The 24,945-nt window shown below is 62.9% G+C and carries 23 protein-coding genes; 14 read left to right on the plus strand and 9 right to left on the minus strand.

The window, feature by feature from the left end:
• Position 1: 1 nt before the first annotated feature.
• Both BMY84_RS17230 and BMY84_RS17235 read right to left on the minus strand, forming a co-directional pair.
• Positions 2 to 505, minus strand: a complete 504-nt coding sequence (locus BMY84_RS17230; RefSeq protein ID WP_143075056.1) for a hypothetical protein — start codon at positions 503 to 505, stop codon at positions 2 to 4.
• 228 nt (positions 506 to 733) lie between these two features.
• Positions 734 to 1,117, minus strand: coding sequence for a MerR family transcriptional regulator (locus BMY84_RS17235; protein WP_093085010.1), 384 nt, complete (start codon positions 1,115 to 1,117; stop codon positions 734 to 736).
• A 67-nt stretch (positions 1,118 to 1,184) separates the two neighbouring features.
• Between BMY84_RS17235 and BMY84_RS17240 the strand changes: the two genes are divergently transcribed.
• Positions 1,185 to 1,934, plus strand: coding sequence for a MauE/DoxX family redox-associated membrane protein (locus BMY84_RS17240; RefSeq protein ID WP_093085011.1), 750 nt, complete (start codon positions 1,185 to 1,187; stop codon positions 1,932 to 1,934).
• Positions 1,935 to 1,999: 65 nt separating this feature from the next.
• Here BMY84_RS17240 and BMY84_RS17245 read toward each other — a convergent pair whose 3' ends face one another.
• The 3 genes from BMY84_RS17245 to serB form a co-directional block, all read right to left on the minus strand.
• Entirely contained in the window at positions 2,000 to 3,436 is a 1,437-nt protein-coding gene (locus tag BMY84_RS17245) for a L,D-transpeptidase family protein (RefSeq protein ID WP_093085013.1), read from the minus strand.
• Between the two features lie 107 nt (positions 3,437 to 3,543).
• On the minus strand, positions 3,544 to 3,798 hold the full coding sequence (locus tag BMY84_RS17250; protein ID WP_093085014.1) for a hypothetical protein: 255 nt from the start codon (positions 3,796 to 3,798) through the stop codon (positions 3,544 to 3,546).
• Between the two features lie 154 nt (positions 3,799 to 3,952).
• Positions 3,953 to 4,831, minus strand: a complete 879-nt coding sequence (gene serB / locus BMY84_RS17255; protein ID WP_093085016.1) for a phosphoserine phosphatase SerB — start codon at positions 4,829 to 4,831, stop codon at positions 3,953 to 3,955.
• Between serB and miaA the strand changes: the two genes are divergently transcribed.
• The 5 genes from miaA (at position 4,830) to ilvC (ending at position 9,709) form a co-directional block, all read left to right on the plus strand.
• Positions 4,830 to 5,774: a tRNA (adenosine(37)-N6)-dimethylallyltransferase MiaA gene (miaA, locus tag BMY84_RS17260; RefSeq protein ID WP_093085017.1), complete on the plus strand. Its 945-nt coding sequence runs from the start codon at positions 4,830 to 4,832 to the stop codon at positions 5,772 to 5,774. The genes serB and miaA overlap by 2 nt on opposite strands.
• A 112-nt stretch (positions 5,775 to 5,886) precedes the next feature.
• Entirely contained in the window at positions 5,887 to 7,638 is a 1,752-nt protein-coding gene (locus BMY84_RS17265) for an acetolactate synthase 3 large subunit (RefSeq protein ID WP_093085019.1), read from the plus strand.
• Entirely contained in the window at positions 7,635 to 7,988 is a 354-nt protein-coding gene (locus tag BMY84_RS17270) for a hypothetical protein (RefSeq protein ID WP_093085020.1), read from the plus strand. Before BMY84_RS17265 ends, BMY84_RS17270 begins: the two co-directional genes overlap by 4 nt.
• Positions 7,988 to 8,503: an acetolactate synthase small subunit gene (gene ilvN, locus BMY84_RS17275; RefSeq protein WP_093085022.1), complete on the plus strand. Its 516-nt coding sequence runs from the start codon at positions 7,988 to 7,990 to the stop codon at positions 8,501 to 8,503. Before BMY84_RS17270 ends, ilvN begins: the two co-directional genes overlap by 1 nt.
• A gap of 186 nt (positions 8,504 to 8,689) precedes the next feature.
• On the plus strand, positions 8,690 to 9,709 hold the full coding sequence (gene ilvC / locus BMY84_RS17280; RefSeq protein WP_093085023.1) for a ketol-acid reductoisomerase: 1,020 nt from the start codon (positions 8,690 to 8,692) through the stop codon (positions 9,707 to 9,709).
• Positions 9,710 to 9,931: 222 nt separating this feature from the next.
• On the opposite strand, the gene BMY84_RS17285 is transcribed toward ilvC, so the two are convergent.
• Positions 9,932 to 10,645: a CDP-alcohol phosphatidyltransferase family protein gene (locus BMY84_RS17285; RefSeq protein WP_093085025.1), complete on the minus strand. Its 714-nt coding sequence runs from the start codon at positions 10,643 to 10,645 to the stop codon at positions 9,932 to 9,934.
• Positions 10,646 to 10,856: 211 nt separating this feature from the next.
• Between BMY84_RS17285 and BMY84_RS17290 the strand changes: the two genes are divergently transcribed.
• The 3 genes from BMY84_RS17290 (at position 10,857) to leuA (ending at position 14,033) form a co-directional block, all read left to right on the plus strand.
• Positions 10,857 to 11,474 carry a YceI family protein gene (locus BMY84_RS17290; protein WP_093085026.1) on the plus strand — a complete coding sequence of 206 codons (618 nt, stop codon included), beginning with the start codon at positions 10,857 to 10,859 and terminating at the stop codon, positions 11,472 to 11,474.
• 5 nt (positions 11,475 to 11,479) lie between these two features.
• Complete coding sequence (locus tag BMY84_RS17295) at positions 11,480 to 12,127, plus strand: YceI family protein (RefSeq protein WP_256215268.1); 648 nt, start codon at positions 11,480 to 11,482, stop codon at positions 12,125 to 12,127.
• Between the two features lie 232 nt (positions 12,128 to 12,359).
• Positions 12,360 to 14,033: a 2-isopropylmalate synthase gene (gene leuA, locus BMY84_RS17300; RefSeq protein WP_093085029.1), complete on the plus strand. Its 1,674-nt coding sequence runs from the start codon at positions 12,360 to 12,362 to the stop codon at positions 14,031 to 14,033.
• Positions 14,034 to 14,162: 129 nt separating this feature from the next.
• On the opposite strand, the gene BMY84_RS17305 is transcribed toward leuA, so the two are convergent.
• Positions 14,163 to 15,530: a M20/M25/M40 family metallo-hydrolase gene (locus BMY84_RS17305; protein ID WP_093085031.1), complete on the minus strand. Its 1,368-nt coding sequence runs from the start codon at positions 15,528 to 15,530 to the stop codon at positions 14,163 to 14,165.
• 290 nt (positions 15,531 to 15,820) lie between these two features.
• Between BMY84_RS17305 and BMY84_RS17310 the strand changes: the two genes are divergently transcribed.
• The 4 genes from BMY84_RS17310 (at position 15,821) to trmFO (ending at position 21,574) form a co-directional block, all read left to right on the plus strand.
• Positions 15,821 to 17,122 carry a dicarboxylate/amino acid:cation symporter gene (locus BMY84_RS17310; protein ID WP_093085033.1) on the plus strand — a complete coding sequence of 434 codons (1,302 nt, stop codon included), beginning with the start codon at positions 15,821 to 15,823 and terminating at the stop codon, positions 17,120 to 17,122.
• A 217-nt stretch (positions 17,123 to 17,339) separates the two neighbouring features.
• Positions 17,340 to 18,290, plus strand: coding sequence for a GGDEF domain-containing protein (locus BMY84_RS17315; RefSeq protein ID WP_093085034.1), 951 nt, complete (start codon positions 17,340 to 17,342; stop codon positions 18,288 to 18,290).
• 222 nt (positions 18,291 to 18,512) lie between these two features.
• The gene (locus BMY84_RS17320; protein WP_143075057.1) at positions 18,513 to 20,078 is read left to right on the plus strand and encodes a hypothetical protein; all 1,566 of its coding nucleotides are present in this window, start codon (positions 18,513 to 18,515) and stop codon (positions 20,076 to 20,078) included.
• A 152-nt stretch (positions 20,079 to 20,230) separates the two neighbouring features.
• Positions 20,231 to 21,574 (plus strand): methylenetetrahydrofolate--tRNA-(uracil(54)-C(5))-methyltransferase (FADH(2)-oxidizing) TrmFO, encoded by a 1,344-nt coding sequence (gene trmFO / locus BMY84_RS17325; RefSeq protein ID WP_093085036.1) that lies wholly within the window; start codon positions 20,231 to 20,233, stop codon positions 21,572 to 21,574.
• 70 nt (positions 21,575 to 21,644) lie between these two features.
• On the opposite strand, the gene BMY84_RS17330 is transcribed toward trmFO, so the two are convergent.
• Positions 21,645 to 22,109, minus strand: a complete 465-nt coding sequence (locus tag BMY84_RS17330; protein ID WP_093085037.1) for an EF-hand domain-containing protein — start codon at positions 22,107 to 22,109, stop codon at positions 21,645 to 21,647.
• Positions 22,110 to 22,152: 43 nt separating this feature from the next.
• On the minus strand, positions 22,153 to 22,824 hold the full coding sequence (locus BMY84_RS17335; RefSeq protein ID WP_177204038.1) for a hypothetical protein: 672 nt from the start codon (positions 22,822 to 22,824) through the stop codon (positions 22,153 to 22,155).
• A gap of 146 nt (positions 22,825 to 22,970) precedes the next feature.
• On the opposite strand from BMY84_RS17335, the gene BMY84_RS17340 reads away from it, so the two are divergent.
• Positions 22,971 to 24,923: a pilus assembly protein gene (locus BMY84_RS17340; RefSeq protein ID WP_093085039.1), complete on the plus strand. Its 1,953-nt coding sequence runs from the start codon at positions 22,971 to 22,973 to the stop codon at positions 24,921 to 24,923.
• The last annotated feature ends 22 nt before the right edge of the window (positions 24,924 to 24,945 follow it).

Here is a 24,945-nt window from a genome sequence, read left to right on the forward strand (position 1 = left end):
GTCACCAATCTCCCTGCCCAACACTGATAACCTCCTCACCGCCCGACTCGCCTTTCCGCGTTGCCGGCGGCATGCTCGGATTGGACGGATAGCTACGGCCGTTGAAACGCAGGCGCGCCTCATATCCGGGATTAATCCCCCCGCCGGCAACCCGCACGGAAATATCCTGCCAGCCATGCGACATGGACGGCAGCACGCGAATGGGCGGACGGGTGATCGTGATAGCCGTCACCTTGCGATAGCCGTTCGCAGTCAGGGAGAGCACGTACAAAAGGCAGCCTCCACTGCCGCAGAAATTCGCCTGCCCGCCACCATCCGCACTTGCGACGGCATAGACCAAAGCCTCTGGATGACCATCCCGATTAAGGTCTGGCAGCGCTATGCGATAGCGCGTCAATTTCTTGTCTCGCACAAAGGCCATGACCCCAGGTGGGGGATTGGCGCTGGCTGTCGCAGCAGAAAGAAGAACAGCCAGAACGACAGATTTTCCTATAATCCTGCGCATCCCATCCTCCCTAAGGCGGCAACACTATATTGCTGCGCAAGGCCATGTCGAACCTGATTTCTGATGGGTCGCAGGTCATCCTCCGCCCTATCCTACACCCCCATCCCCCCGCTAAAATCCCGCCCGGCTCTTTCCACCGTCCGATACCTCGACTTTCCGATAGGATCGCCCCTGCGCAACAAAATGTCGAAATCCACGGGAAATATGCGAAGTTAAGCGCCGCAAATCCTATCTCTCGAACGCCGCGATGATCGGGCATGGCCCTTCCTCGCGCGCATGACATTGCCGCGCCAGCCGTTCCAGCGCCCCGCGCGCCGCCTGCAATTCCGCGATCTTCAGGTCCAGCGCCGCGATCCGCTCCGCTGCCAGTTCGCGCGCCCGCGCCCGGTCCTGCCCGGCGTCCAGTTGCAACAGCTCGCCAATCTGCTCCAGCGTGAAGCCAGCACCCTGCGCCGATCGGATGAAGCCCAGCCGCCGCACATCCCCATCGGCATAGCGGCGTATCCCCTCGCCGCGCTCCGGCATGTCCAGCAATCCGCGCCGCTGATAATAGCGCACCGTCTCCACATTCACGCCAGCCGTGCGGGCCAGCGCGGAAATCGTCATGCTCATGCCTTGACTCCGTACCATGGTACGGACCCTATATAGTCGTCATCCGACCGATGACCAAGGACAAGCGATGACCAGCCCCGCCCATAAAAGCGCCAGCCTCTACCGCATGGTAATGCCCGGCCACATTTGTCCTTATGGGGTCAAGGCCCGCTGGCTGCTCAAGCGCCGCGGCTATAGCATCGACGATCACTGGCTCACCACCCGCGCGGAAACCGACGCTTTCAAGGCGCAGCATGATGTGAAGACCACGCCGCAAATCTTCATCAATGACCAGCGGATCGGCGGCCATGACGATCTGCGCCGCTATCTGGGCCTGAAGGTGAAAGACCCGAAGGCAACCAGCTATGTCCCGGTGCTGGCGGTGTTCGCGGTGGCGGCGCTGCTGGCGCTGGCGGTCAACTGGCTGACCTTCCTGCCGCTCATCAGCTTCGTCACGCTGGAGCGCTTCGTCGCGATCGCCATGATGCTGCTCGCCATGCTGAAATTGCAGGATGTCGACCGGTTCGCGACGATGTTCCTCAATTACGACCTGCTCGCCCGCCGCCTGCCGCCTTATGGTCAGGCCTATCCCTTTCTGGAACTGGGCGCGGGCCTGCTGATGCTAACGCGAGCGCTCGACTGGCTGTCGATCCCGGTCGCGCTGTTCATCGGCGGCATCGGCGCGGTGTCGGTGTTCAAAGCGGTCTATCTGGAAAAACGCGACCTCAAATGCGCCTGCGTCGGCGGCAACAGCAATGTCCCGCTGGGCTTCGTGTCCCTCACCGAAAATCTGATGATGGTGGCGATGGCCCTGTGGATGCTGGCGGGGGTCCACTGAGCTCCCGAAGAACAAGCAACGTCACCCTGAACTTGTTTAGCATGACGTATGAGGAATTGGGCCATTCACTCCCCATCCCGCCCATAAACATCCGGCAAAAACTGCACCCCCTGCGCGGTCGGGACCGCGGTCAGATAGGTCAGATATACTGGCACCGGCTGCGGCAAGGGCCTGTGCTGCTCAGGCTTGTCCCCGTCCGCGCCGATCGCTTCGCCAAAGAACCAGCGCCCCAGCCGCTGCGCGTCCTCCAGCCGTACGCAGCCATTGCTGAAATGCCGGTCCGCCTTGGCGAACAGATCCCGCTGCGGCGTATCGTGCAGATAGATGCCAAGATCGTTGGGGAACATGAACTTCACCTTCCCCATCGCATTATTGCCGCCCGGCAACTGGCGCACCCGCACCTCCTGCCGGCCCGCCGCGACCGCATTCCAGTCGACCGCGCTTTGCGCCAGCGGCGCGGGGTTCGCGCTCCAGTCGGCCAGCGCCTCATAGCGCAGCCCCTTCAGCGTCCCGCCGTTCAGGATTTTCGGCGCCACCTTATTCTCGACCAGATCGGGCGGAATATTCCAATAGGGGTTCAGCGTCGCATAGCGGATCATGCCCGCCATCAGCGGCGTCTGCGTCTCCTTCGTCCCGGCCACGACCTTCATCGTGCCGTCCATCGCACCCTTGCTATAGTAGAAGAGCCGCGCCGACGCCGCATCCACCACCACATGCCGGGTCCACGGACCGGGCAGCAACCGCGCCCGCTCCAGATTGAGCGACAGCAGCCGGTCATAGCGCCGTGGCCCTTCATTGATCGCCGCGATCGTCATCGCGCCCGCCACGCCATCGGGCTTCAGCCCATGGTCGGTCTGGAATGCCTTCACCTTGGCGACCAGCGCCTTGTCATAGCTCGCCCCGGCCGACAGCCCCAACCGGTGGCGCAGCGCGCCGATGGCATCGCTCTTGCCACCCGGCCGCATCTTCACGCCTTCGGGCACCGGCACGGCGGGCAGATCGCCCCATGTCCTGAAATAGGTCGCCCGCGCGCTGCGCAGCCGCATATAGAGCGGGCTCATCCACCCTGCCGTCTGGATATAGTCCGTCAGCGATGGCGTGATCGCCGCCGCCCGCAATATCTCGGACGGACTGGCATCCCCCGGCTCCACCTCCTTGTCGAGGAAGCGCATCTTCAGGCCCTTCGCAGGGCGGCGCATGTCCGAAACCAGCGTGGCGAAACTGCGCGACAGCGCCAGATCGGCCCGTGCCAGCAGCTTGGGATCGCCGCTGGCATCCGCCGCCTCGATCATCTGCCGCAAGTCGCGCGCATTATAGCTGCGCGGGTTCAGCCCATCAGCATCGCTATCCTCGATGATCGCCAGCAGCGCATCGGCCTGCGGACCGATCCGGTCCTTATCAACCCACAGCGGCCAATAGCCGCGCGGGGCATAGAAATCCTTATATTTGCCCCCCACCTGCGACCGGATTTCCCCGGCCACACTGGATTTCGCGGCCTGCATGGCAGCGGGCTGCGCCAGCACAGGGGAAGGTAGCGCCGAAGCGATCAGCAGGCAGGGCAGAAGCGAAAGGGCGCGGCGATAGTACCGCGCCCGAAATGCTGTGTGGATCAGCCGCGTTCTCCCCGGCGCGGCGCGGCCGGCGGCGGAGGCGGCGGGCAGGGCGGACCCTGAACCGCATGATAAATGCCATCGGCGGTATAATAGCCGTCGACATAGCCATCGCCATCCCGGTCGGCGGCGACGGTGCCGGCGATGGCGCCGGGGCCGACCGGCGGCGCGGTCGTGACCGGGGCTTCATTCTTGGAGCAGGCGCTCAGCGCCAATAGCCCGCCAGCGGCCAAAGCCAGATATTTGAAGTGCATAAATACTCCCTGTACGCTGGGGCAGCCGAAGCCGCCCTGCGCCGTTAGACCTTTCACCGCGACCCTTGCGGCTCGACGCTAACGTTCAGGGGCGCAATAAAATCCATTACCCGATCGAAATGACGATGAAGCGTTGCCGATCAGCGCCAGCCCGTTATTCGCTCACCCACTGCGCCGATGGAATACCCTGCGCATAGAGCAGCACCGACAGATCGCCATGCACGATCTCGGCGGCGGCGGCCTCACGGGTCTTGGGCTTGGCATGATAGGCGACGCCCAGCCCCGCGCCCTGGATCATCGGAATATCATTGGCGCCATCGCCCACCGCCATGGTCAGCGCCCGGTCGATGCCGCCCGCGATCGCCGCTTCCAGTTCGGTCCGCTTGCGCGCCGCATCCACGATCGGCGTGGTGACGGTACCCAGCAGCGCGCCGTCGGCAATCTCCAGCACATTGGCGACATTGGCGTCGAAGCCGATTTCTTCGGCCACCGGCCCGGTGAAGCGGGTGAAGCCACCCGACACCAGCAATGTCGTCGCGCCCCGCGCCTTCATCGTTTGCACCAGCGCCTTGGCCCCGCCCATGATGACAACCCGCTCCTGCCGGCACTGGTCGATCGCGCTGTCGGGCAAGCCCTTCAGCAAAGCCACACGCCCATGCAGCGCACCCTCGAAATCCAGTTCCCCGCGCATCGCCCGCTCGGTAATCTCGGCGATCTGCGGCTTGATCCCGGCATAGTCGGCCAGTTCATCGATGCACTCGACGGTGATCATGGTCGAATCCATGTCCGCGATCAGCAGCTTCTTCTCGCGCCCCGCGACCGACTGGACGATCACGTCCACCTTGTCACCGATGCCAGTCAGCGCCGCGCGGGCAGCGACAGGATCGACCGCGAAGAAAATATCCGCCGCCTTGCCCTCGTCCAGCCATAGGACATCGCCCGGCTGGCATCCGGCATCGCGCAGCCGATCGACTCCCTGCACAATATCCCCCTGCCCGATCGAGCCACTTGCCACTAAGGTCGCGACGAACATGTCAAACTCCGAACCAGAAACAGGCGAATCCCGCCCACGGGTCGCGCTTATTGCCGGGCCGACCGCCAGCGGCAAGAGCGCGCTGGCCATTGCCCTCGCCAAAGCCACCGACGGCATCGTCATCAATGCCGACGCCAGCCAGGTCTATGCCGACTTGGCGATCCTGTCCGCCCGCCCTTCGGCGGAGGAAATGGGCGACGTCCCCCACCGCCTGTTCGGCCATATCGACGGCGCGGAAGCCTGCACCGCCCCCCGCTGGGCGGCAGAGGCAAAAGCGGAAATCGCCGCCGCCCATGCGTCGGGAAAGCTGCCCGTTCTGGTCGGCGGTACCGGCCTCTATATCCGCACCCTGCTGGACGGCATCGCCCCGGTGCCGGAAATCGACGCCAATATCCGCGCAACCGTGCGCGCCATGCCCGTGTCGGAAGCGCATGAAGCCCTGTCCCGCGAAGACCCGGAAGCCGCCGCCCGCCTCGCCCCGGCCGACACCACCCGCGTCGCCCGCGCGCTGGAGGTAGTTCGCTCGACCGGCAAACCACTCAAGGCATGGCAGGCCCATAAGAAAGGCGGCATCGGCGGTCAGATCAGCCTTGCCCCGATGATCCTGCGCCCGCCGCGCGACTGGCTGATCGAGCGGTGCGACCGGCGCTTCGTCCAGATGATGGAAGGCGGCGCGATTGAGGAAGTCGCCGCCCTCCTCCCCCGCCATCTCAATCCCGACCTGCCGGTGATGCGGGCGATCGGCGTGCCCGAAATCGCGGCCTATCTGAAAGGTGACAGCGACATGGACAGTTGCATCGCGAAAGGGAGTCTCGCCACCCGCCAATATGCCAAAAGGCAATATACCTGGTTCACCAACCAGCCCCCACCGGGCTGGCCGCGCGAAGATCGCGAAATAGATGATAAAATTATCTCTGAATTGGTAATTAAATTACAACACTAGGGGTTGACCGGTCATTTTCTGTCCACTAGAGGCAGTCGCCTTGCCAATGATAGCGGTTGGGCGCAAAGCACGCCCCCACATCAGCGGACTTGCATCAACGAAGGAGCATATCGTGGCCGAAAAGAGCGGCGCGGACATTTTGGTTCAATGCCTGGTCGATCTGGGCGTCGAAGTCGTGTTCGGTTATCCGGGTGGCGCGGTGCTACCCATTTATGACGCCCTCTATAACCATCCCACGATCAAGCATGTGCTAGTCCGCCACGAACAGGGCGCGACCCACATGGCGGAGGGCTATGCCCGTTCGACCGGCAAGCCCGGCGTCGTTCTGGTCACGTCCGGCCCCGGCGCGACCAATGCCGTCACCGGCATCACCGACGCGCTGCTCGATTCGATCCCCATGGTCGTCATCACCGGTCAGGTTCCCACCCAACTGATCGGCACCGACGCCTTCCAGGAAGCGGACACGGTCGGCATCACGCGCCACTGCACCAAGCATAATTATCTGGTGAAGACGCCCGGCAAGCTGGCCGAGGTCGTGCATGAGGCTTTCCATATCGCCACCACCGGCCGCCCCGGCCCGGTCGTCGTCGACATTCCCAAAAATGTCCAGATCGCAACCGCGCCCTATGCGAAGCCGGAACTGAAGGTTCACGCCAGCTATCACCCGCAGACGAAGGCCGATGCGTCGGCGATCGACGCGGCGGTCGAGATGCTGGCCGCGGCCGAACGCCCGATCCTCTACACTGGCGGCGGCGTCATCAACTCCGGCCCGCAGGCGTCGGCACTGTTGCGTGAACTGGCCGCGCTGACCGGCGCGCCCGTCACCTCGACCCTGATGGGTCTGGGCGCTTTCCCGGCATCGTCCGACCAGTGGGTCGGCATGCTGGGCATGCATGGCACCTATGAAGCCAATTGGGCGATGAATCAGGCGGACCTGATCCTGTGCATCGGCGCCCGTTTCGACGATCGCGTCACCGGTCGCCTCGATGCCTTCGCGCCTAACAGCAAGAAGATCCATATCGACATCGACCGCAGCTCGATCAACAAGATCGTCGATGTCGACGTTCCCGTGGTCGCCGACATCGCCAGCGCGCTGGACGACATGATCGCCCTGTGGAAACAGCGTAACCATCAAAAGGTCGACCTGACCGAATGGTGGGCGCGCATCGCCGGCTGGCGCGCGAAAAAGTCGCTCGACTATGCCGAAGGTGGCACGGAGATCATGCCCCAGCGCGCGATCGCGGACCTCTATGCCGCGACCAAGGCGACCGGCAAGGATGTCATCATCACCACCGAAGTCGGCCAGCATCAGATGTGGGCGGCCCAGCATTTCGGTTTCGATGCGCCCAACAAATGGCTGACCTCCGGCGGCCTTGGCACGATGGGCTATGGCTTTCCGGCCGCCATCGGCGCGCAGATGGGCAATCCCGACAGCATCACCATCTGCATCGCGGGCGACGCCTCGATCCAGATGAACATTCAGGAACTGGGCACCGCCAGCCAATATCGCCTGCCGGTCAAGATCTTCATCCTGAACAATGAATATATGGGCATGGTCCGCCAGTGGCAGGAACTGACCTATGAAAGCCGTTACTCCAACAGCTATTCGGACAGCCTGCCCGACTTCGTGAAGCTGGGCGAAGCTTATGGCTGGACCGGCATCCGCATCGAAGGGCCGCAGGAACTGGAGGCTGGCATCCGCCAGATGCTGGAAACCGACGGCCCGGTGATCGTGGACTGCCGCGTGGCGAAGCTGTCCAACTGCTTCCCGATGATCCCGTCGGGCGCGGCGCACACCGAAATGCTGCTCGATCCCAGCCAGGTAAAGGGCAGCATGACCGACGAGGCGAAGGCGCTGGTGTGACGCAGCATCTGATGCTCCGCATCCATGTGACGGAGCCCTGGGATTTCGAAAGGATCGCGGGCACGGCCGAACTTACCGGCTGGACCACCGATCATGCCGACCCGGACAATGAGGAATGGGAAGTGCATCTGGACGAGGGGTTCGACTTTAACGATCGGCATATCGGCACCATGCTGGTCGGCCCCCGTTATGTGGGCGAACATCTGACCCGCATGTTCGATGCCGTGGCGGGCTTTCCGGTCCGCCTCGCCCACCGACAGGATGATGGCTGGCAATATGCCTTCGCCGCAATGATTTCGCAGCGTCCTTCGGATGAGGGACACGAAGACCAGGATAATGGGGCAATCTGATGCATATCCAGGAAGAATTGAGCCAGCGACACGTCCTGTCGCTGACCGTTTCCAACGAAGCGGGCATATTGGCGCGCATCGCGGGCCTGTTCACCGCGCGCGGCTATAATATCGACAGCCTGACCGTGGCGGACATCACGGCCGATCATGGCGTCAGCCGCATCACCATCGTCACCAACGGCCCGCCCAAGGTGATCGACCAGATCATCGCCCAGCTCGACCGGCTGGTGCCCGTGCACAAGGTGACGGACCTCACCGAAAACGGCCCCTTCGTCGAGCGCGAACTGGCGCTGGTCAAGGTTGCGGGCGTGGGTGAAGACCGGATCGAGGCGCTGCGTCTGGCCGACGTGTTCCGTGCCAAGGTGGTCGACACCACGATCGAAAGCTTCATCTTCGAAATCACCGGCACGACGGAAAAGGTCGACAATTTCGTCGGCCTGATGCGTCAGATCGGCCTGGTCGAAGTCGGCCGCACCGGCGTCGTCGGCCTGATCCGGGGCAAGGAAGCGAACTGAGGATTTGACCCCTCTCCCACCGGGAGAGGGAGGGGCCCGCCGCGCAGCGGTGGGAGGGTGAGGGCGACGCAAGCGCCAACGCCCGGTGGTTCCCCCTCACCAACTTCGACGAGGGCCTGTCGGCCCAAGTCTTCGTATCCTCTCCCTCAAGGGAGAGGGTCAGGATATGAAAAGGGAAGACAGACAATGAAGGTTTATTACGATCGCGACGCGGACATCGGCCTGATCAAGGGCAAGAAGGTCGCCATATTGGGCTATGGCTCGCAGGGTCATGCCCATGCGCAGAACCTGCGTGATTCCGGCGTCGCCGAAGTGTGCATCGCCCTGCGCGCCGGTTCGCCCTCCGCCAAGAAGGCCGAAGGCGCTGGCTTCAAGGTTCTGCCCAACGCCGAAGCCGCCGCCTGGGCCGACGTGTTCATGATCCTGGCACCCGATGAGCATCAGGCTGCCATCTACGCTTCCGACGTGCACGAAAATCTGCGCCCCGGCGCCGCGCTCGCCTTCGCCCATGGCCTGAACGTCCATTTCGGCCTGATCGAACCGCGCAAGGACGTGGACGTCATCATGATCGCGCCCAAGGGCCCCGGTCACACCGTGCGCGGCGAATATCAGCGCGGCGGCGGCGTGCCCTGCCTGATCGCGATCCATCAGGACGCCACCGGCAACGCCCACGACATCGCCCTGTCCTATGCTTCGGGCGTTGGCGGCGGCCGCAGCGGCATTATCGAAACCAACTTCCGTGAAGAATGCGAAACCGACCTGTTCGGTGAGCAGGCCGTTCTGTGCGGCGGCGCCACCGCGCTGGTGCAGGCCGGTTTCGAAACCCTGGTCGAAGCCGGCTACGCGCCGGAAATGGCCTATTTCGAATGCCTCCACGAACTGAAGCTGATCGTCGACCTGATGTATGAAGGCGGCATCGCCAACATGCGCTACTCGATCTCGAACACCGCCGAATATGGCGATATCAAGACCGGCCCGCGCATCATCACCGAAGAAACCAAGAAGGAAATGAAGCGCGTTCTGGCCGACATCCAGTCGGGCCGCTTCGTCAAGGACTTCGTGCTCGACAACCGCGCCGGCCAGCCGGAGCTGAAGGCCAGCCGCATCGCCGCTCAGCGTCACCCGATCGAGGAGACCGGTTCCAAGCTGCGCGCCATGATGCCCTGGATCAGCGCCAACGCGCTGGTGGACAAGGACAAGAACTGATCCGGCCTCCCCTTCCCTGCAAAGGGAAGGGGACAGGACAGAAAAAAGGGGCGCCCGCAACCGCGGGGCGCCCCTTTTTATTTGGGCATAGCGTCCTTGAAAATATCCGTTCGTGCTGAGTAGGGGCTGAGCTTGTCGAAGACCCGCATCGAAGCGCCTGTCCTTCGATACGCCATTTCGACTTCACTCAATAGCTACTCAGGACGAACGGGGGGGCGTTAGTCAGGACCGCCCGCTATCCTTCCGCGCCAGCCGCTGCCCCGTCACCAGCGTCTGCAACACGAACAGCACGATCAGGATCGCGCCCACGCCGCCCACAAAAATGTCGAAGCCTGACCATAGGCCGAACAACCCCGGCCCCGTACCCAGCACCATCATCATCACCGTCAGCGCGATCAGCACCAGCCGCAATTCGGTCGGCCCCGCTGACAGATAAGACAGCTTGAACTCGCCGATGACCCGCGCCGACAGATAGGCGTGGATCGACAGCAGCAGATAGCCCGCCAGCGTGATCAGCGCGACGTCCATCGTCACGAACGGGCTGAGGCCGATGCCTGCCAAAATCAGCAGAGTGGCCAGCCCATCGCAGCTATGATCGATGAAATAGCCATAGGATGGCCGCTCGACATGGCGGAAGCGCGCCAGACTGCCGTCCATCGAGTCCCCGAACCACTGCACCACATAGCCCATGATCGACAGCAGCAGCCAGGCCGGCCCGATATTGCTGGCGACATAGCCCACAAAGATCATCAGCGCGCCGACCATGCCGGTGCTGGTCAGCACATCGGGCGTGACCCAGGCCGGCATGCGGGCGCACAGCCAGTTGAGCAGGCGTCGTTCGCTGGCCGCCAGCCAGTTCTGCTGGATGCGGTCCAGCTTGCCCGTCGCTGGCTGGTTCGTGGCCGCCTGATTTGGGGAGGGTCTTTGAATTGTCATAATGTCCCATGGAGAAATGTGCGCCATCGGGCAAGCGATACCAGTGGCAGCACGCCCGCCAGACCGTCCGGACGCATCGATTTCCAGACGGAAATCCCATAAAACCGGTTCGTTACGGGGAACGATCCGTTTCCGGTTACGGCTATGGCGCTTGTCGAGCGCGCGGCTTATTCTCACCGCATCCCTTGAGCGTTTGTGGAGTCCTTTTTTCATGCGTAAGTTTCTGATCCCCGCCGCCGCCCTGATCGCTATCGCCGGCGGCACCGTCGTCATCGCACAGGCCCCCGCCTCTGCGCCGGGCACCAAGGATGTCGCCAAGGTCACGGGCGGCACCTACACCGTCGACGGCGGCCATACGCAGGTGTTGTTCGCCTATGACCATATGGGCTTCACCAACAATATGGGCATCTTCGCCCAGCCGACCGGCACGCTGACGCTGGACAAGGCCAATCTTTCCGCGTCGAAGGTCAGCATCGAACTGCCGATCGCGGGCCTCAAGACCGGCATCCCCGCGCTCGACGAACATCTGTTGAAGCCCGACTTCTTCGATGGCGCCAAATTCCCGACCGCAACCTTCGTGTCGACCGCCGTCAAGGCTGAAGGCACCAGCGCCACCATCACCGGCAATCTGACGATCAAGGGCGTGACCAAGCCGGTAACGCTGGACGCCGAATTTTACGGCGCTGGCGCCAATCCGATGAACAAGAAGGAAAATGTCGGCTTCGTCGCGACCGGTTCGATCAAGCGCAGCGAATTCGGCATGGGCGGCTATGTCCCCGTCGTGGGCGACACCGTCGAACTGAAGATCATCGCCGGCTTCCAGAAGTAAGCATCATGCGCCGTCCGGCACGGCTTCTCCTGCTTTTGAGCGTGGGGATGCTTGTGCCGGCGGCATCGGCCCAAGGGCCTGAACACAGGCCGGTATCGGGGCCTGAACAGCGGCCTGCGCAGGCGCCTGCGTCGCTCTATGCCCCCGGCCATTATCTGGTCGATAGTGCCGCGACGCGGGTCCATTTTCATGTGAAGGCGCTGGTCGGCAGCTATGACGGCGATTTCGTCGCGCCGGAAGGTGCGGTGGTGATCACCCCAGAACATCCTGACCGCGCCAGCATCGACATTCAGTTCCCGGTCGACAAACTGACCACCGGCGACGCTTCGACCGACGCCATGCTGAAAGGCGACAGCTTCTTCGACGGCACGAAATTCCCGACCATCCGCTTTTCCGCGCAGGACGCGCCACTGGCGACGCCCGATACGCCCACAGCCATTGCCGGCGAACTCACCATGCATGGGCAGACCCGCCCCGTCACCCTGTCCGTCCGTCTGGCCGGCGTTACCCCGGACGAAGCACCCGGCCTGTCGGTCCTGCATTTCACCGGCACGCTGTCGATCGAGCGCAGCCAGTTCGGCATGGGCTTTGGCCGTCCCTTCGTTTCCGACAAGGTCGACCTCAGCATCGACGCAATTTTCCATCGCTCCTGATCGACGCTACGAAAGAAACGGCTTTACGGCCACCCCTCCGCGCGTTTATGGGGGCAACATCATGCAGCGCGTCAGCCTTCTTACCCTGCTACGACTTACACGCCCTTAGGCGTGGCTTTTGTGCTGCCTTCCGGCTAAGGGCAGCGTTGATCCGCCTAAGGGCATCCAGAACAGTCAAGTCGTACACCGGGAGCGCGCAATAGCGCCCCGTTGCAGGAAGTAGTTTGATCCCATGATGCTGACCGATCCCTCGCAGAAATATCGCGCTTTCCCGCAGATCGATCTGCCCAATCGCCAATGGCCCTCCAACGTCATCACGAAGGCCCCTCGCTGGCTGTCGACCGACATGCGCGACGGCAACCAGTCGCTGATCGACCCGATGAACGCGGAAAAGAAGCGCCGCTTCTTCGACCTGCTGCTCAAGGTCGGCGTCAAGGAAATCGAAGTCGGCTTCCCCAGCGCCGGCGCGACCGAATTCGACTTCATCTCCGGTCTGGTCAAGACCGGCGCGATCCCAGACGACGTCATGCCGCAGGTGCTGACGCAGGCCCGCGCCGACCTGATCGCCACCACCTTCGAAAGCCTGCGCGGCGCGAAACAGGCGATCGTCCATGTCTACAACGCCATTTCGCCCGCATGGCGCAATATCGTGTTCCAGATGGAACGGCCGGAGATCAAGCAGATCGCCGTCAACGCCGCCAAGCTGCTACGCGATCATGCTGCGGCCCAGCCCGACACCGACTGGCATTTCGAATATTCGCCCGAAACCTTCTCGACCGCCGAGCTGGATTTCAGTCTGGAATGCTGTGAGGCAGTGATCGACATTCTCCAGCCGACGCCCGAACGTCCGCTGATCCTGAACCTGCCCGCCACCGTCGAGTGCGCGACGGCCAATATCTATGCCGACCAGATCGAATGGATTTGCCGCAATATCAGCAAGCGCGACAGCGTGGTGATCTCGCTGCACACCCATAATGACCGTGGCACCGGCGTCGCCGCTGCCGAACTGGGCATCATGGCCGGCGCCGACCGCGTCGAAGGCTGCCTGTTCGGCAATGGCGAACGCACCGGCAATTGCGATCTGGTGACGGTCGCGCTGAATATGTACACGCAGGGCATCAATCCCGGCCTGGACTTCAGCGATATCGACGAAGTCATCCAGACGGTCGAATATTGCAACCAGTTGCCGGTCCATCCGCGCCATCCCTATGCCGGCGAACTGGTGTTCACCGCCTTCTCCGGCAGTCATCAGGACGCGATCAAGAAGGGCTTTGCCGCGCAGGAAGCGCGCAACGACCTGATCTGGAACGTCCCCTATCTGCCGATCGATCCCAAGGATCTGGGCCGCGACTATGAAGCGGTGATCCGCGTCAATTCGCAATCGGGCAAGGGCGGCGTCGCCTGGGTGCTGCAACAGGACAAGGGCTATAAGCTGCCCAAGAAGATGCAGGCCGACTTCTCGAAGGTGGTGCAGGCACTGGCCGACGGCTCCAGCCGCGAACTCAACGCCGCCGACATTTCGGCCGCCTTCGACGACCATTATCACCAGACCGGTGAGCAGCCCTATGCGCTGATCGACTATCATGAAAGCGGCGCGGCGGGCGACCGCATCTTCACTGGCAAGATCGGCTATGAAGGCGGCGAACGGAGCATTTCCGGGCGCGGCAACGGCCTGCTCTCCTCGGTGCTGGCCGCCCTGCGCGACGAACTGGGCGTGGCGCTGGAAATCGCCGACTATAGCGAACATGCGATCGGCGCAGGCAGCGACGTGAATGCCGCCGCCTATGTCGAATGCCGCACGCCCGACGGCCGCACTGTCTTCGGCGTCGGCACCGACAGCGACGTCGCGACCGCATCGGTCAAGGCCGTGCTGTCGGCCGCCAACGGGATCGCGGTGCGGGGTTAAATCCCGGCCCCAAAAACTACCGTCATTCCCGCGAAAGCGGGAACCCATCTCCTGACCTTCCCGTCAAGATCGACTTTCGGGAGATGGGTCCCCGCTTTCGCGGGGATGACGAGATTTTGAAGATAAGATCTACTTCGCCAGCGCCCGGACCACCCGGTCCCACTGCTCCAGCGATTCCGCGATGCCCGCCACCGGCACCCGCTCGTTCAAGCCATGGGCAAAGCCGTCCTCCGCCTTCATGAACAGGCTGGACACGCCATAGCTCGGCACGCCCAAAGCCCGGAAATAGAGGCTGTCGGTCGCGCCGGCCGACATGCCCGGCATCACCGTCACCCCCGGCGCGCGCGCGGTGACGGCGTCCTTCACCGCCTTCATCACGTCTGCCCGCAACGGCGATGCATCGCTGGCCAGCGGATCGCCCAGCGTCTTCACCGTGGCGCTGGGATCATTCACCACCTTCACCAGTTGCGCCTTCACCTGATCGATCGTCACGCCAGGGAAGATGCGGCAATTGACGTCCACCTTAGCACTTTGCGGCAAAGCATTCAGCGCATGCCCCGCCTGCACCATCGTCGCGACGCAGGTGGTGCGCACCTGCCCGATAAATTCCGGCCGGCTCGACAGCAGTTCCGCCGCATCCGCATCGCCTGTCTCCGCATAGCGCCGCATCGCCTGCCCCACCTCGCCGCCGATCCGGTCGGCCGACAGCGCCAGCGACGCCTTCGTCAGTTCATTGCGCATCGGCGGAAACTGATACGCCGCAATCGCGTCGATCGCCTTCGCCATGCGATAGATCGGATTGCCCGGCGTCGGTGCGCTCGAATGGCCACCCGCATCGGTGAAGGCGAATTCATAATCGGCATAGCTCTTCTCGCCCGCCTGCAACTGATACAGCACCGGCTTGCCCTCATCATTCAGCAACCCGCCGCCGCCATCGCCATTCAGAAGCAATTCCAGATCCTTATATTGCTGCGACAGCGCCTTGGTCGTCACCATGTCGGTTTCCTCATCGCCCGACAGCAGCAATATGGTGGTGCGGCGCGGCTTCCACCCTTCCTTCTTCAACTGCGCCATGGTCGCGACCATCATCGCGACGTCATATTTATTATCCTCCGACCCGCGCCCGAAAATATAGCCATTTTCTTCCACCGGCACGAAGGGATCGCGGGTCCAGTCCGCCCGGTTTGCCGCCACCACATCCATATGGCCGATCAGCGCCATGGGCTTGAGCTTCGGGTCGCTCCCCCGGATTGTCGCCGCCAGCGTCGCCGTCTCGCCCATCGGCGTGATCACGATATCCGCGTCGGCAAAGCCGGCCGCCTTCAGCACCGACGCATAATAGGCCGCCAATTTGGGCACATTGCCTTCACCCTGCACCGTCTTCACCGCGATGGAGCGCATCAATATATCCTTGGCCGCGCCCGCATCGGCCGCCGCAAAAGCCCCCTGCGGCACGGCCAGCAAAACAGCCCCCAGAAACACGCCCCGCATCACCATATATTTGCACTCCTTGATGGACCGATACCGTATCTGTGGCATAGCGGATCGACCGGGCCAATGCGTTTGGCCCTGTCCCGCGGAAAGAGGGCCACCTTATCCGCGCGAAAAGCGTGACCCGTCATTCGTCATTGCGAGCGCAGCGAAGCAATCCACGGCGCATCACTGGATTGCTTCGCTGCGCTCGCAATGACGATCAAAGGCGATCCCTTCGTCCATTAAAGAATTGCTTGCGCGCAATCGGACCGCAGACATCCGATATGGCAGCCATTCGCCCAGAGGAAAGACAGATGGCCCTCCATTATCGCAGTTTCGGATTTCAGGTTCTGGTCGGCATGGCCGTGGGGCTGGTGCTCGGCCTCGTCGCACGTCAGATCGGCACGGGTCCGGATGGCGATCTCAACTGGCTGGCGACCGCGCTCAAGACCACGGGGTCGATCTTCGTCTCCCTGCTGAAGGCGATCGTGCCGCCGCTCGTCTTCGCCGCCATCGTCGCGTCGATCGCCAATCTGCGCGCGCTGGACAATGCCGCGCGCCTCGCCGGGCAAACCCTCCTCTGGTTCGCCATCACCGCCCTGATCGCGGTCGCCATCGGCATCTCCATCGGCGTCATCGTCCAGCCGGGCATCGGCCTCAGTAGCGCGGCACTGGCCCCCACCCAGCCGGATTCGGTCGGCGGCTGGCTTGATTTCCTCAAAGGCCTGGTCCCCGGCAACAGCCTGGCTCTGTCGGCCGGCACGAAGATCACGGACGGATCGGCCACCACCACCCTGTCCTTCAACATACTGCAATTGCTGGTCATTTCGATCGCCGTCGGCCTCGCCACACTCAAGGTCGGGGAAAAGGCTGATGCCTTTCTCGCCTTCGTCCGCTCGCTGCTCGCGGTCGTGCGCGCCATTTTAGGCTGGGTCATCCGCCTGACGCCTATCGGTTCGGCCGCGCTGATCGGCACCGCCGTCGCCACCTATGGCTGGAGCGCGCTGGCGCAACTCGGCACCTTCACCGCCGCCATCTATCTCGGCCTCGCGCTGGTGCTGCTGGTCGTCTACCCGACATTGCTGATCGCCAATGGCCTCAAGCCCGGCCCCTTCTTCGCCAAGGCGTGGCCTGCCATCCAGCTCGCCTTCGTCTCGCGCTCGTCGGTCGGCACCCTGCCGGTCACCGAAGCCGTGACCGAGCGCCTTGGCGTCGACAAGGGTTATGCCGCCTTCGCCATCCCGCTGGCCTCCACCACCAAGATGGACGGCTGCGCCTCCATCTATCCCGCGCTGGCGGCGATCTTCGTCGCGGGCTTCTACGGCATCCCGCTCCATTTCATCGACTATGCGCTGATCGTCTTCGTCTCGGTCATCGGATCGGCCGCCACCGCCGGCCTGACCGGCGCGATCGTGATGCTGACGCTGACCCTCTCGACCCTCGGCCTGCCACTGGAAGGCGCCGGACTGCTGCTCGCCATAGACCCCATCCTCGACATGGGCCGCACGGCGGTCAACGTCGCGGGACAAGTGCTGGTCGGCGTGATCGTCGCCAAGCGCGAAGGGATATTGGACGAGAGCGCTTATTATGGCGAGGGGACGTTGGCGACGGCTTAGAAGCGCTTCGCTCCCCCGGAACCTATCCCCGCCGAAAATAGGCGCAGCGTCCACAAGCCCTTGAAATACCCTGCCACTTTCGGGCGGCGATCGAAACCATAAGGTTCCGACCGTCGCCCGATCCACATTCATGCCTAACGACGTTGACCCGGAACGCCGTTACTTTCTACTGCGTTATGTGCATGTTTGACGAGAAGAGGGATCGGCAAAGGGCATTATGACGTCTTATTACCAAGAAGCGCGAAGCGCTCTGGATTTTCTGGAACATCATCGGCTCGATCCATCCGTCAAAAATTACGATGTTGCGCTTCGCTATGTGATGGCCCCCGCATCCAAATTGGCGCGCGACATTGATGACCTGACATCCGGTGGGCTGCGATTGACGGTGAATGCCATGATGATGCTGATGCAGCGTCATGGCACGGAAGATGCCAGCTTTGCGATCGACCATCGGGAACGCACCGTCGCACGCCAGGCCCAGGAACTGGGGACATTGACGTCCGACGCGCATGATCTTACCGAAGCGCTTGGTCGCGATGTCGGCGAGATCGTGAACCAGCCCGACCGCTCCCTGATCAATACGGACAATCTCGTCACACGCCTGTCCGCGGCAGAGCGTGAACTCGCCGACCTGCGCGACGAATTCGTGGCGTTGCGCAATGCCGTCAACCTGCCCAGCCAGCCCCGCGCCGATCTCGGTCAGGATGAACTGACCAAGGCGCTGAACCAGACGGGTGCCTGGCGCATCCTCGAACCCCTTTTGAAAGAGGGACACAGCTATGTCCTGATCATGTTCATCATTGACGATCTGGTCAGCATCAATGCCAGATTTGGACGGGATGTGGGCGATAATGTGCTCAATGCCTTCGCCGCGACCTTGCGACAGGAATTCCCCAACGAGGATTTGATCCGCTGGAACGGGAATGAATTTCTGATCGTCGTCACCGATGCCTCGGCCATGGCCGCCCGCATACAGGCAGACGAAGCCTTGACCGCCTTTGCGGCGCGCCGCCTGCGACTGAGAGGGACCGGCGAATGGATCGGCACCGTCACGGCATCGGCGGGCATCGTGACGAGCCGGGGCGAAGAGCCGGAAGCCATATTGGAAATGGCCCGGTCCAGCGCGCTTGCTGCGGCCGAACAGGGCGGCAACCGGACATTGGGATAGAGGATAAGACGGCGTCGCGGGACAGGTAATGGTCGGTGTGATCGTCGCCATGCGTGAGGGGATTTTGGACGAGGGCGCTTATTATGAGACCGAGTCTCTCGCTGCCGCCTAGCGAGCGCGGCAGTCCATAGGCTCCGCCTATGGACTGCCGTTAAATCGATATTTGACCAGATCGGTGTCTCTCGCGACATCCCTGACCTAAGAGATTGAGGAGAGGGATGAATGATCCGGCGCGCAACGATGGCCATGGCGACGACCGCACTTGCTCTTTCCTGTCCGCTGGCCGCCCAGCCCGTAACGACATCGGCTCCGCTCAATCCGGCCGGCCTCACGCGCATCGGGACCATCGATCCCCGCTTTCAATCCTATAATGTCGAAATGCTCGAAGTGGTCGGGGGCGAATTCTGGAAACCCTATGACGGCAAGCCCCTGCCCCAATCCCAGGGCCATGGCGGTATAGATCCCGCCGCCTATCAATATCGCCCGCCAATCGATCTGGGAAATGCGCGACTGCGCACACTCGCCAAAGCGCTTGGCCCCGCCTATCTGCGGGTCAGCGGCACTTGGGCCAACAGCATCTATTTTGCAGATAGCGACACCCCGCCCGCCCAACCGCCAACGGGCTTCAAAAATATCCTGACCCGTGCCCAATGGCGCGGCGTCGTCGATTTCGCGCGGGCGGTCGATGCGCGGATCATAACATCCTTCGCCATCAGTCCGGGCGTGCGTGACGCGGAAGGGAAGTGGACGGACGATCAGGCCCGTCGCTGGTTGGCCTATACCCGATCGATCGGCGGCGACATCGCCGCCGCCGAATTTATGAACGAGCCGTCGATCGCGGGCATCAGCGGTGCGCCTAAGGGCTATGACGCGGCCGCCTATGGCCGAGATTTTCGCATATTCCGTCAGTTCATAACGCGCGAAGCGCCGGGCATCCTCGTTTTGGGACCGGGTTCCGCCACTGAGACCCGTGCGCCATGGGCGATGCCGTCCGGTATTCCCGGCTCGATCGCCAGCGAAGCGCTGCTGGCTGCGGCGGGTCCGGGGATCGACGCCTTTTCCTATCATCATTATGGCGCCGCCTCGATCAGATGCGCCTCCGCCCATTTCCCCCAGACCCGGATCGAGGATGCCCTGTCCGAAGAATGGCTCGGACGCACCAGCTTGACCCGCGACTTCTACGCCGGACTGCGCGATCGCTTCGCGCCGAACAAGCCGCTCTGGCTGACGGAGGGCGCCGATGCCGCGTGCGGCGGCAATCCATGGGGAGGGACATTCCCGGACAGCTTCCGCTATCTCGACCAGCTTGGCCGGCTGGCCCGTTCGGGTGTGCAGGTCGCCATCCACAACACGCTTGCGGCCAGCAACTATGCGCTGCTCGACCCCGTCGATCTTGCCCCCAAAGCCAATTATTGGGCGGCCTTATTGTGGCATCGACTGATGGGCTCCACCGTGCTGGACGCCGGCATTGCTTCAAGGGAAGGATTGCATCTCTATGCGCATTGCCAGCCAGGAACCAAAGGCGGCGTGACATTGCTGGCGATCAACAACAGTCCGAACGCGCCGTCCAGCCTGCGCTTGCCGCTGGCGGCCAGGCGCTACACCCTGTCCGCCCCCGACGCTGCGTCCGCCAGCCTGCGCTTGAACGGCGCACTTCTGACGCTGGGAAAGAAGGATCAACTGCCGCGCATGCACGGCGTTTTGCAGGCGGCCGGCGACGTCACCCTCGCGCCGGCGACGATCAGCTTCTTCGCTATGCCTTTGGCGAACAACCCCGCCTGTCGCTAGACCGGCGGGGGTCGCCTGCCCCCCTATCCTGCTGCCGCCCTGTCCTACCCCGCCCTGCTCCGCTATACTCCTTGCCTCCCGCAACAATATGTCCCACTGGCGACCGGAAATTCCCGATTCCACGGGACAAATGCGAAGTTAAGGCGAAGCGCGTGTCTAATCATCAGGTTCATATCATCGGCGGCGGCATGGCGGGGACGGAGGCGGCATGGCAACTGGCGCAGGCCGGCATCCGCGTCCGCCTGTCCGAAATGCGCGGAACCGGGGACATGACGCCCGCCCACCAGACCGACGGCCTTGCCGAACTGGTCTGCTCCAACAGCTTCCGCTCCGACGATGCCGACAAGAGCGCCGTGGGCCTGCTGCATCAGGAAATGCGGCGGCTGGGATCGCTGCTGATGGCGCAGGCGGAACCCGCCAAGGTGCCCGCCGGCTCCGCGCTGGCGGTCGACCGCCATGTCTTTTCCGACGGCGTCACCCGCGCGCTCGCCGAACATCCCAATGTGGAAATCGTGCGCGAGCGGATCGATACGCTGCCGACCGAAGGCATGACCATCGTCGCCACCGGCCCGCTGACCGCGCCCGCGCTGGCGCAAAGCATTGGGCAGGCGGCGGGGATGGAACATCTCGCCTTCTTCGATGCGATCGCGCCGGTCATCCATCATGACAGCATCGACATGGAGCAATGCTGGATGGCCAATCGCTGGGACAAGATCGGCCCCGGCGGTGGCGAGGGCAAGGATTATATCAACTGCCCGATGGAAAAGGACCAGTATCAGGCCTTCGTCCAGGGCCTGCTCGACGGCGAAAAGACCGAGTTCAAGGAATGGGAAAGCAGCACCCCCTATTTCGAAGGCTGCATGCCGATCGAGGTGATGGCATCGCGCGGGCCGGAAACGCTGCGTCACGGGCCGATGAAGCCGATGGGCCTCGACAATCCCAAGACCGGCCGCTGGCCCTATGCCGTCGTCCAGTTGCGGCAGGATAATGCGTCGGGCACGCTGTGGAACATGGTCGGCTTCCAGACGAAGCTGAAGCATGGCGCGCAAGTGGAATTGTTCCGCACCATCCCCGGCCTCGAAAAGGCGGAATTTGCGCGGCTGGGCGGGCTGCACCGCAACACCTTCATCCAATCGCCCAAGCTGCTCGACCCGACGCTCCGCCTGAAGAGCGCCCCGCATATCCGTTTTGCAGGGCAGATGACGGGCTGCGAAGGCTATGTCGAAAGCGGCGCCATCGGCATGCTTGCCGGCCGCTTCGCCGCGGCGGAGCTATTGGGCCGCGAACTGACCCCGCCCCCGGCCGACACCGCGCTGGGCGCGCTGCTCGGCCATGTAACGGGCAATGTGGCGACCGCCGACTATCAGCCGATGAACGTCAATTTCGGCCTGTTCCCAACGCTGGACGATGTGAAGAAGAAGCAACGCAAGGAAGCCTACACCGCCCGCGCCCGCGCGTCGCTGGGCGTGTGGATGGGCGCGATGGAGATCGCTTGATATCGACATACCGTGCTCCTGCGAAAGCAGGAGCCCAGGGCGGCCGGGTGGCTCGCTCGCCTGTGAGCGTTCAGCATTTGCACTTCGCCTTCACCGCCCGCTTCGGCGCGGTCACCGCGAATTCCGCCGGCGTCAGCTTGCCATCCTTGTCGGCATCCGCCGCGCCGAACCGGTCGGACGTCGCCACCGCCCATTCTTCGAAGGACAAGAGGTTATCGCCATCCTTGTCCAGCGCCTTGAACGCCTTGGTCCGGCTGCCCAGCATCTCGATCCGGGTGATCACGCCATCCCGGTTGCGGTCATAACGGGCAAAGCGCTTCTCCTCCCGGCTCTGCGGGCTGGCCTCGCCGGGCATGGGCGGCGCGTCGCCCACCGCATCGGGATCGCCCTCCGGCAGGCTCTCGACGGCAGGCGGCGGAGGCGCCGCCAGCGCCAGTTGCGGCGCGGGCACATTGTCCGCCCGCCCCTGCCACCAGAACAGTCCGCCCGCGACCAGCAGCAACGCCGCCATGCCGCCCGCCAGCATTCGCCCCATAAGCCCTCCACCGCTGCGAGAGGGCACAGCCTATCCCGACAAGTCAGCGCCCGACAAGCGCGATCCGCAGCAACCGCCACGCCAGCGCCCGCGATATGCCCAGCGGCGCGCCCCGCCCCGCCAGCACATCCTGCCGCGCCAGCGTGAAGGCGATGCGCAGCGGCTTCCAAGCCGCCTCCCACCGCGCTGCCACCACCTGCGGCAACAGGTCACGCGCCTGCGCGATCGCGGCATCGGCCAGCGCCTCATCCCCGACATGCCCAGCCAGATCCCAACAGGCCCAGACCTGCCCCGCCGCCGCCAGCCAGTCCGGCACATCCGCCGCGCCCGCCAGCGCCCGGAACAGCCCACCGCCCCGGCCCACGGCATAATCGCGCAGCCCCGACGCATCGATCTCCGGCTCGACCACCAGCACTTCCCAGCCATCGATCATCGCGACCAGCCCCGGCCCGGCCATCACGCCCGCCGCGCGCATCGCATCGACCACCGGCTCGCCCTGCCCCTTGATGCCCTGCCCTCTAACCCCTTGGGCGTCCTCGACCACGTCATTCCACCAGGCAAGGCGCATCTGCCCGATCGCCGCTTCGCTGGTGGTGCGGGCCACCTTCGCCAGCCGCGCATCGAACGCCCATATCGCCCGATGCTGCGCGACACGCGCGCCCGCATGCGCGCTCAACAACGCCGCCAGCGGCGGCAGTTCCGCGTCAGCAATCATGCCGCGACTCCCCGCAACAGGCGGCTCACACAGATTATCGGTCCTTTAACCATCTTCCTCATACACATTCTAACGAGTGGGCCTGCATAGGCAGGCAAGCTGTCCGACCTGATTGTAGCGGACGCGACATGGGTGATTGCGGGCATATGGGCAAGTCAAAGGATCGGCAATTGGGCTTTCTGGGGCGTCTGCTGAAAAGTCAGGCAGGCAACACGCTGGCGATCGTCGCCGCTGCGATCATTCCATTGGCTGCCCTGATCGGCGGCGGACTGGACATGAGCCGTGCCTATATGGTCCGCGCGCGCCTGCAACAGGCCTGCGACGCCGCAGCCCTGGCCGGTCGCCGCGCCATGACAACTTCGACCATGACCGATGCGAACAAGGCAGAAGCGAAGAAATTTTTCGACTTCAACTTTCAGCAAAACACATTCGGAAGCGCATCCTTCACCCCGGTCATCCAGAGTAAAACCGGCGACACGACCACGGTTCAGGTCACGGCCGATACCAGCATTCCCACCACGGTCATGCGCATCTTCGGGTACAAGACCATGGCTTTGTCGGTTACATGCGAATCCCGCTTCGACATCGGCAATACCGACGTCGCGCTGGTGCTGGACGTCACTGGATCGATGGATAGCAGTATTTCGACCGGTGTCGGAAACGCAACCACGACCCGCATCGCCGCGCTGCGTCAGGCCGTTCGCGACTTTTACGACACGCTGGGTGCAGGCAGCATCGCCAACGGGCGCATTCGCTATGGCTTCGTGCCTTATAGTTCGACGGCCAATGTAGGTTATATGATTCCGTCGGAATATATGGTCGGCAGCGTCAACGGTGAGACGTCCAGCTATAATAGCCGCATCGGCAATTATTATCTGGCGAACAATCCGACAGACAGCACCTGTTACAAACAAAATGGCCTTTCCACATGCTATGCGACAGCGACTGAGGCAGATCAGAAATCTGGTACGACTTTGTCAGGCAGCAATTGCTCTACCTGGCAAAACGCAAAATCCACCAGTTCTGGCAGCGCGCCCAGCAACACGACTACCGTCACTTACAGCTATGGCGCATGGAATGGCAGCACCTCAACACAGCCGTCAGGTTCAACCGCTCGCAAATGCACCCGCAAGGAAGTGACGACGACGACAACCTATCAGACCTCGACAGTGCCGCAGCAAGGCTGGACTCGCTACGGCAACTGGTCCTACACCAATGTCGATCTGGACACGTCGCTGTTCGTCAAGGGCAATGCCATTCAGAATCCGGCGTTCGAATGGGGTACCAATACGACTTGGGCCGGCTGCATTGAAGAATCGCAGACCGTCAACACGATCACATCATCTACGTCGATCAGCAGCATCCCTGCGGGCGCCTATGATCTGGACCCCGATCTGATCCCCGACACCAAGGCCAAGAAATGGAAGCCCTTCTGGCCGGACGCCAGTTGGTATCGCAGTTCCACCCCGGCGACATCGGCCGTTTGGAACAATTGGGCTGCGGACGCTAATGACGATTATGCGGTTTGCGTGGCAAAGGCGCGCATGCTCGCTACATATTCGTCTCGTTCATCCAGTCCGTCGGAGGATTATGGCTCGCCCGACGCATCGCAGAGCACCTACGACGGCTATGTCTCGGGACTGACGGCAGGCGGCTTCACCAATCACACGGTCGGCATCACCTGGGGCGCTCGTATGCTCTCGCCTGACGGCATTTTCGCGTCGAAAAACGGCATTGCCCCCAACGGCTTCGCTACGTCGAAGAACATCGTGTTCATGACCGACGGGGCCATGCAGATTCCTAACAACAATTATGATGCCTGGGGCATCAACGCCCTGAACGGCCGGATCGCGGCTACCAGCAAGAGCAGCGCTGACCTGAAGACCATTCAGGAACAGCGGTTCAAAATTGCCTGCGAAGCGGCCAAGCGTAAGGGCATCACCATCTGGATCATCGTGTTCTCCACCTCGTCCAACGATGCCCTGAATTCCTGCGCGACCAGCACCAACCATATCGCCGTCTCTTCCGACGCATCGTCACTCAGCGACGATTTCAAGGATATCGCCAAGAATATCGGCGGCTTGAGGCTGTCTCAGTGATGACGATATCACACCGAATACG

The sequence above is a fragment of the Sphingobium sp. AP50 genome (genome assembly GCF_900109095.1).
Taxonomy (GTDB): domain Bacteria; phylum Pseudomonadota; class Alphaproteobacteria; order Sphingomonadales; family Sphingomonadaceae; genus Sphingobium.

Bases quoted from the DNA above. Each gene is read 5' to 3' on its own strand.
- BMY84_RS17305 (WP_093085031.1), bottom strand. From the start codon at position 15,530: ATGGTGATGCGGGGCGTGTTTCTGGGGGCTGTTTTGCTGGCCGTGCCG.
- BMY84_RS17330 (WP_093085037.1), bottom strand. From the start codon at position 22,109: ATGGGGCGAATGCTGGCGGGCGGCATGGCGGCGTTGCTGCTGGTCGCG.
- BMY84_RS17320 (WP_143075057.1), top strand. From the start codon at position 18,513: ATGATCCGGCGCGCAACGATGGCCATGGCGACGACCGCACTTGCTCTT.
- BMY84_RS17250 (WP_093085014.1), bottom strand. From the start codon at position 3,798: ATGCACTTCAAATATCTGGCTTTGGCCGCTGGCGGGCTATTGGCGCTG.
- BMY84_RS17245 (WP_093085013.1), bottom strand. From the start codon at position 3,436: ATGCAGGCCGCGAAATCCAGTGTGGCCGGGGAAATCCGGTCGCAGGTG.
- BMY84_RS17235 (WP_093085010.1), bottom strand. From the start codon at position 1,117: ATGAGCATGACGATTTCCGCGCTGGCCCGCACGGCTGGCGTGAATGTG.
- BMY84_RS17295 (WP_256215268.1), top strand. From the start codon at position 11,480: ATGCGCCGTCCGGCACGGCTTCTCCTGCTTTTGAGCGTGGGGATGCTT.
- BMY84_RS17290 (WP_093085026.1), top strand. From the start codon at position 10,857: ATGCGTAAGTTTCTGATCCCCGCCGCCGCCCTGATCGCTATCGCCGGC.
- BMY84_RS17315 (WP_093085034.1), top strand. From the start codon at position 17,340: ATGACGTCTTATTACCAAGAAGCGCGAAGCGCTCTGGATTTTCTGGAA.
- serB (WP_093085016.1), bottom strand. From the start codon at position 4,831: ATGTTCGTCGCGACCTTAGTGGCAAGTGGCTCGATCGGGCAGGGGGAT.
- BMY84_RS17340 (WP_093085039.1), top strand. From the start codon at position 22,971: ATGGGCAAGTCAAAGGATCGGCAATTGGGCTTTCTGGGGCGTCTGCTG.
- miaA (WP_093085017.1), top strand. From the start codon at position 4,830: ATGTCAAACTCCGAACCAGAAACAGGCGAATCCCGCCCACGGGTCGCG.
- ilvN (WP_093085022.1), top strand. From the start codon at position 7,988: ATGCATATCCAGGAAGAATTGAGCCAGCGACACGTCCTGTCGCTGACC.
- BMY84_RS17230 (WP_143075056.1), bottom strand. From the start codon at position 505: ATGCGCAGGATTATAGGAAAATCTGTCGTTCTGGCTGTTCTTCTTTCT.
- BMY84_RS17240 (WP_093085011.1), top strand. From the start codon at position 1,185: ATGACCAGCCCCGCCCATAAAAGCGCCAGCCTCTACCGCATGGTAATG.
- BMY84_RS17285 (WP_093085025.1), bottom strand. From the start codon at position 10,645: ATGACAATTCAAAGACCCTCCCCAAATCAGGCGGCCACGAACCAGCCA.
- ilvC (WP_093085023.1), top strand. From the start codon at position 8,690: ATGAAGGTTTATTACGATCGCGACGCGGACATCGGCCTGATCAAGGGC.
- leuA (WP_093085029.1), top strand. From the start codon at position 12,360: ATGATGCTGACCGATCCCTCGCAGAAATATCGCGCTTTCCCGCAGATC.
- BMY84_RS17335 (WP_177204038.1), bottom strand. From the start codon at position 22,824: ATGATTGCTGACGCGGAACTGCCGCCGCTGGCGGCGTTGTTGAGCGCG.
- BMY84_RS17310 (WP_093085033.1), top strand. From the start codon at position 15,821: ATGGCCCTCCATTATCGCAGTTTCGGATTTCAGGTTCTGGTCGGCATG.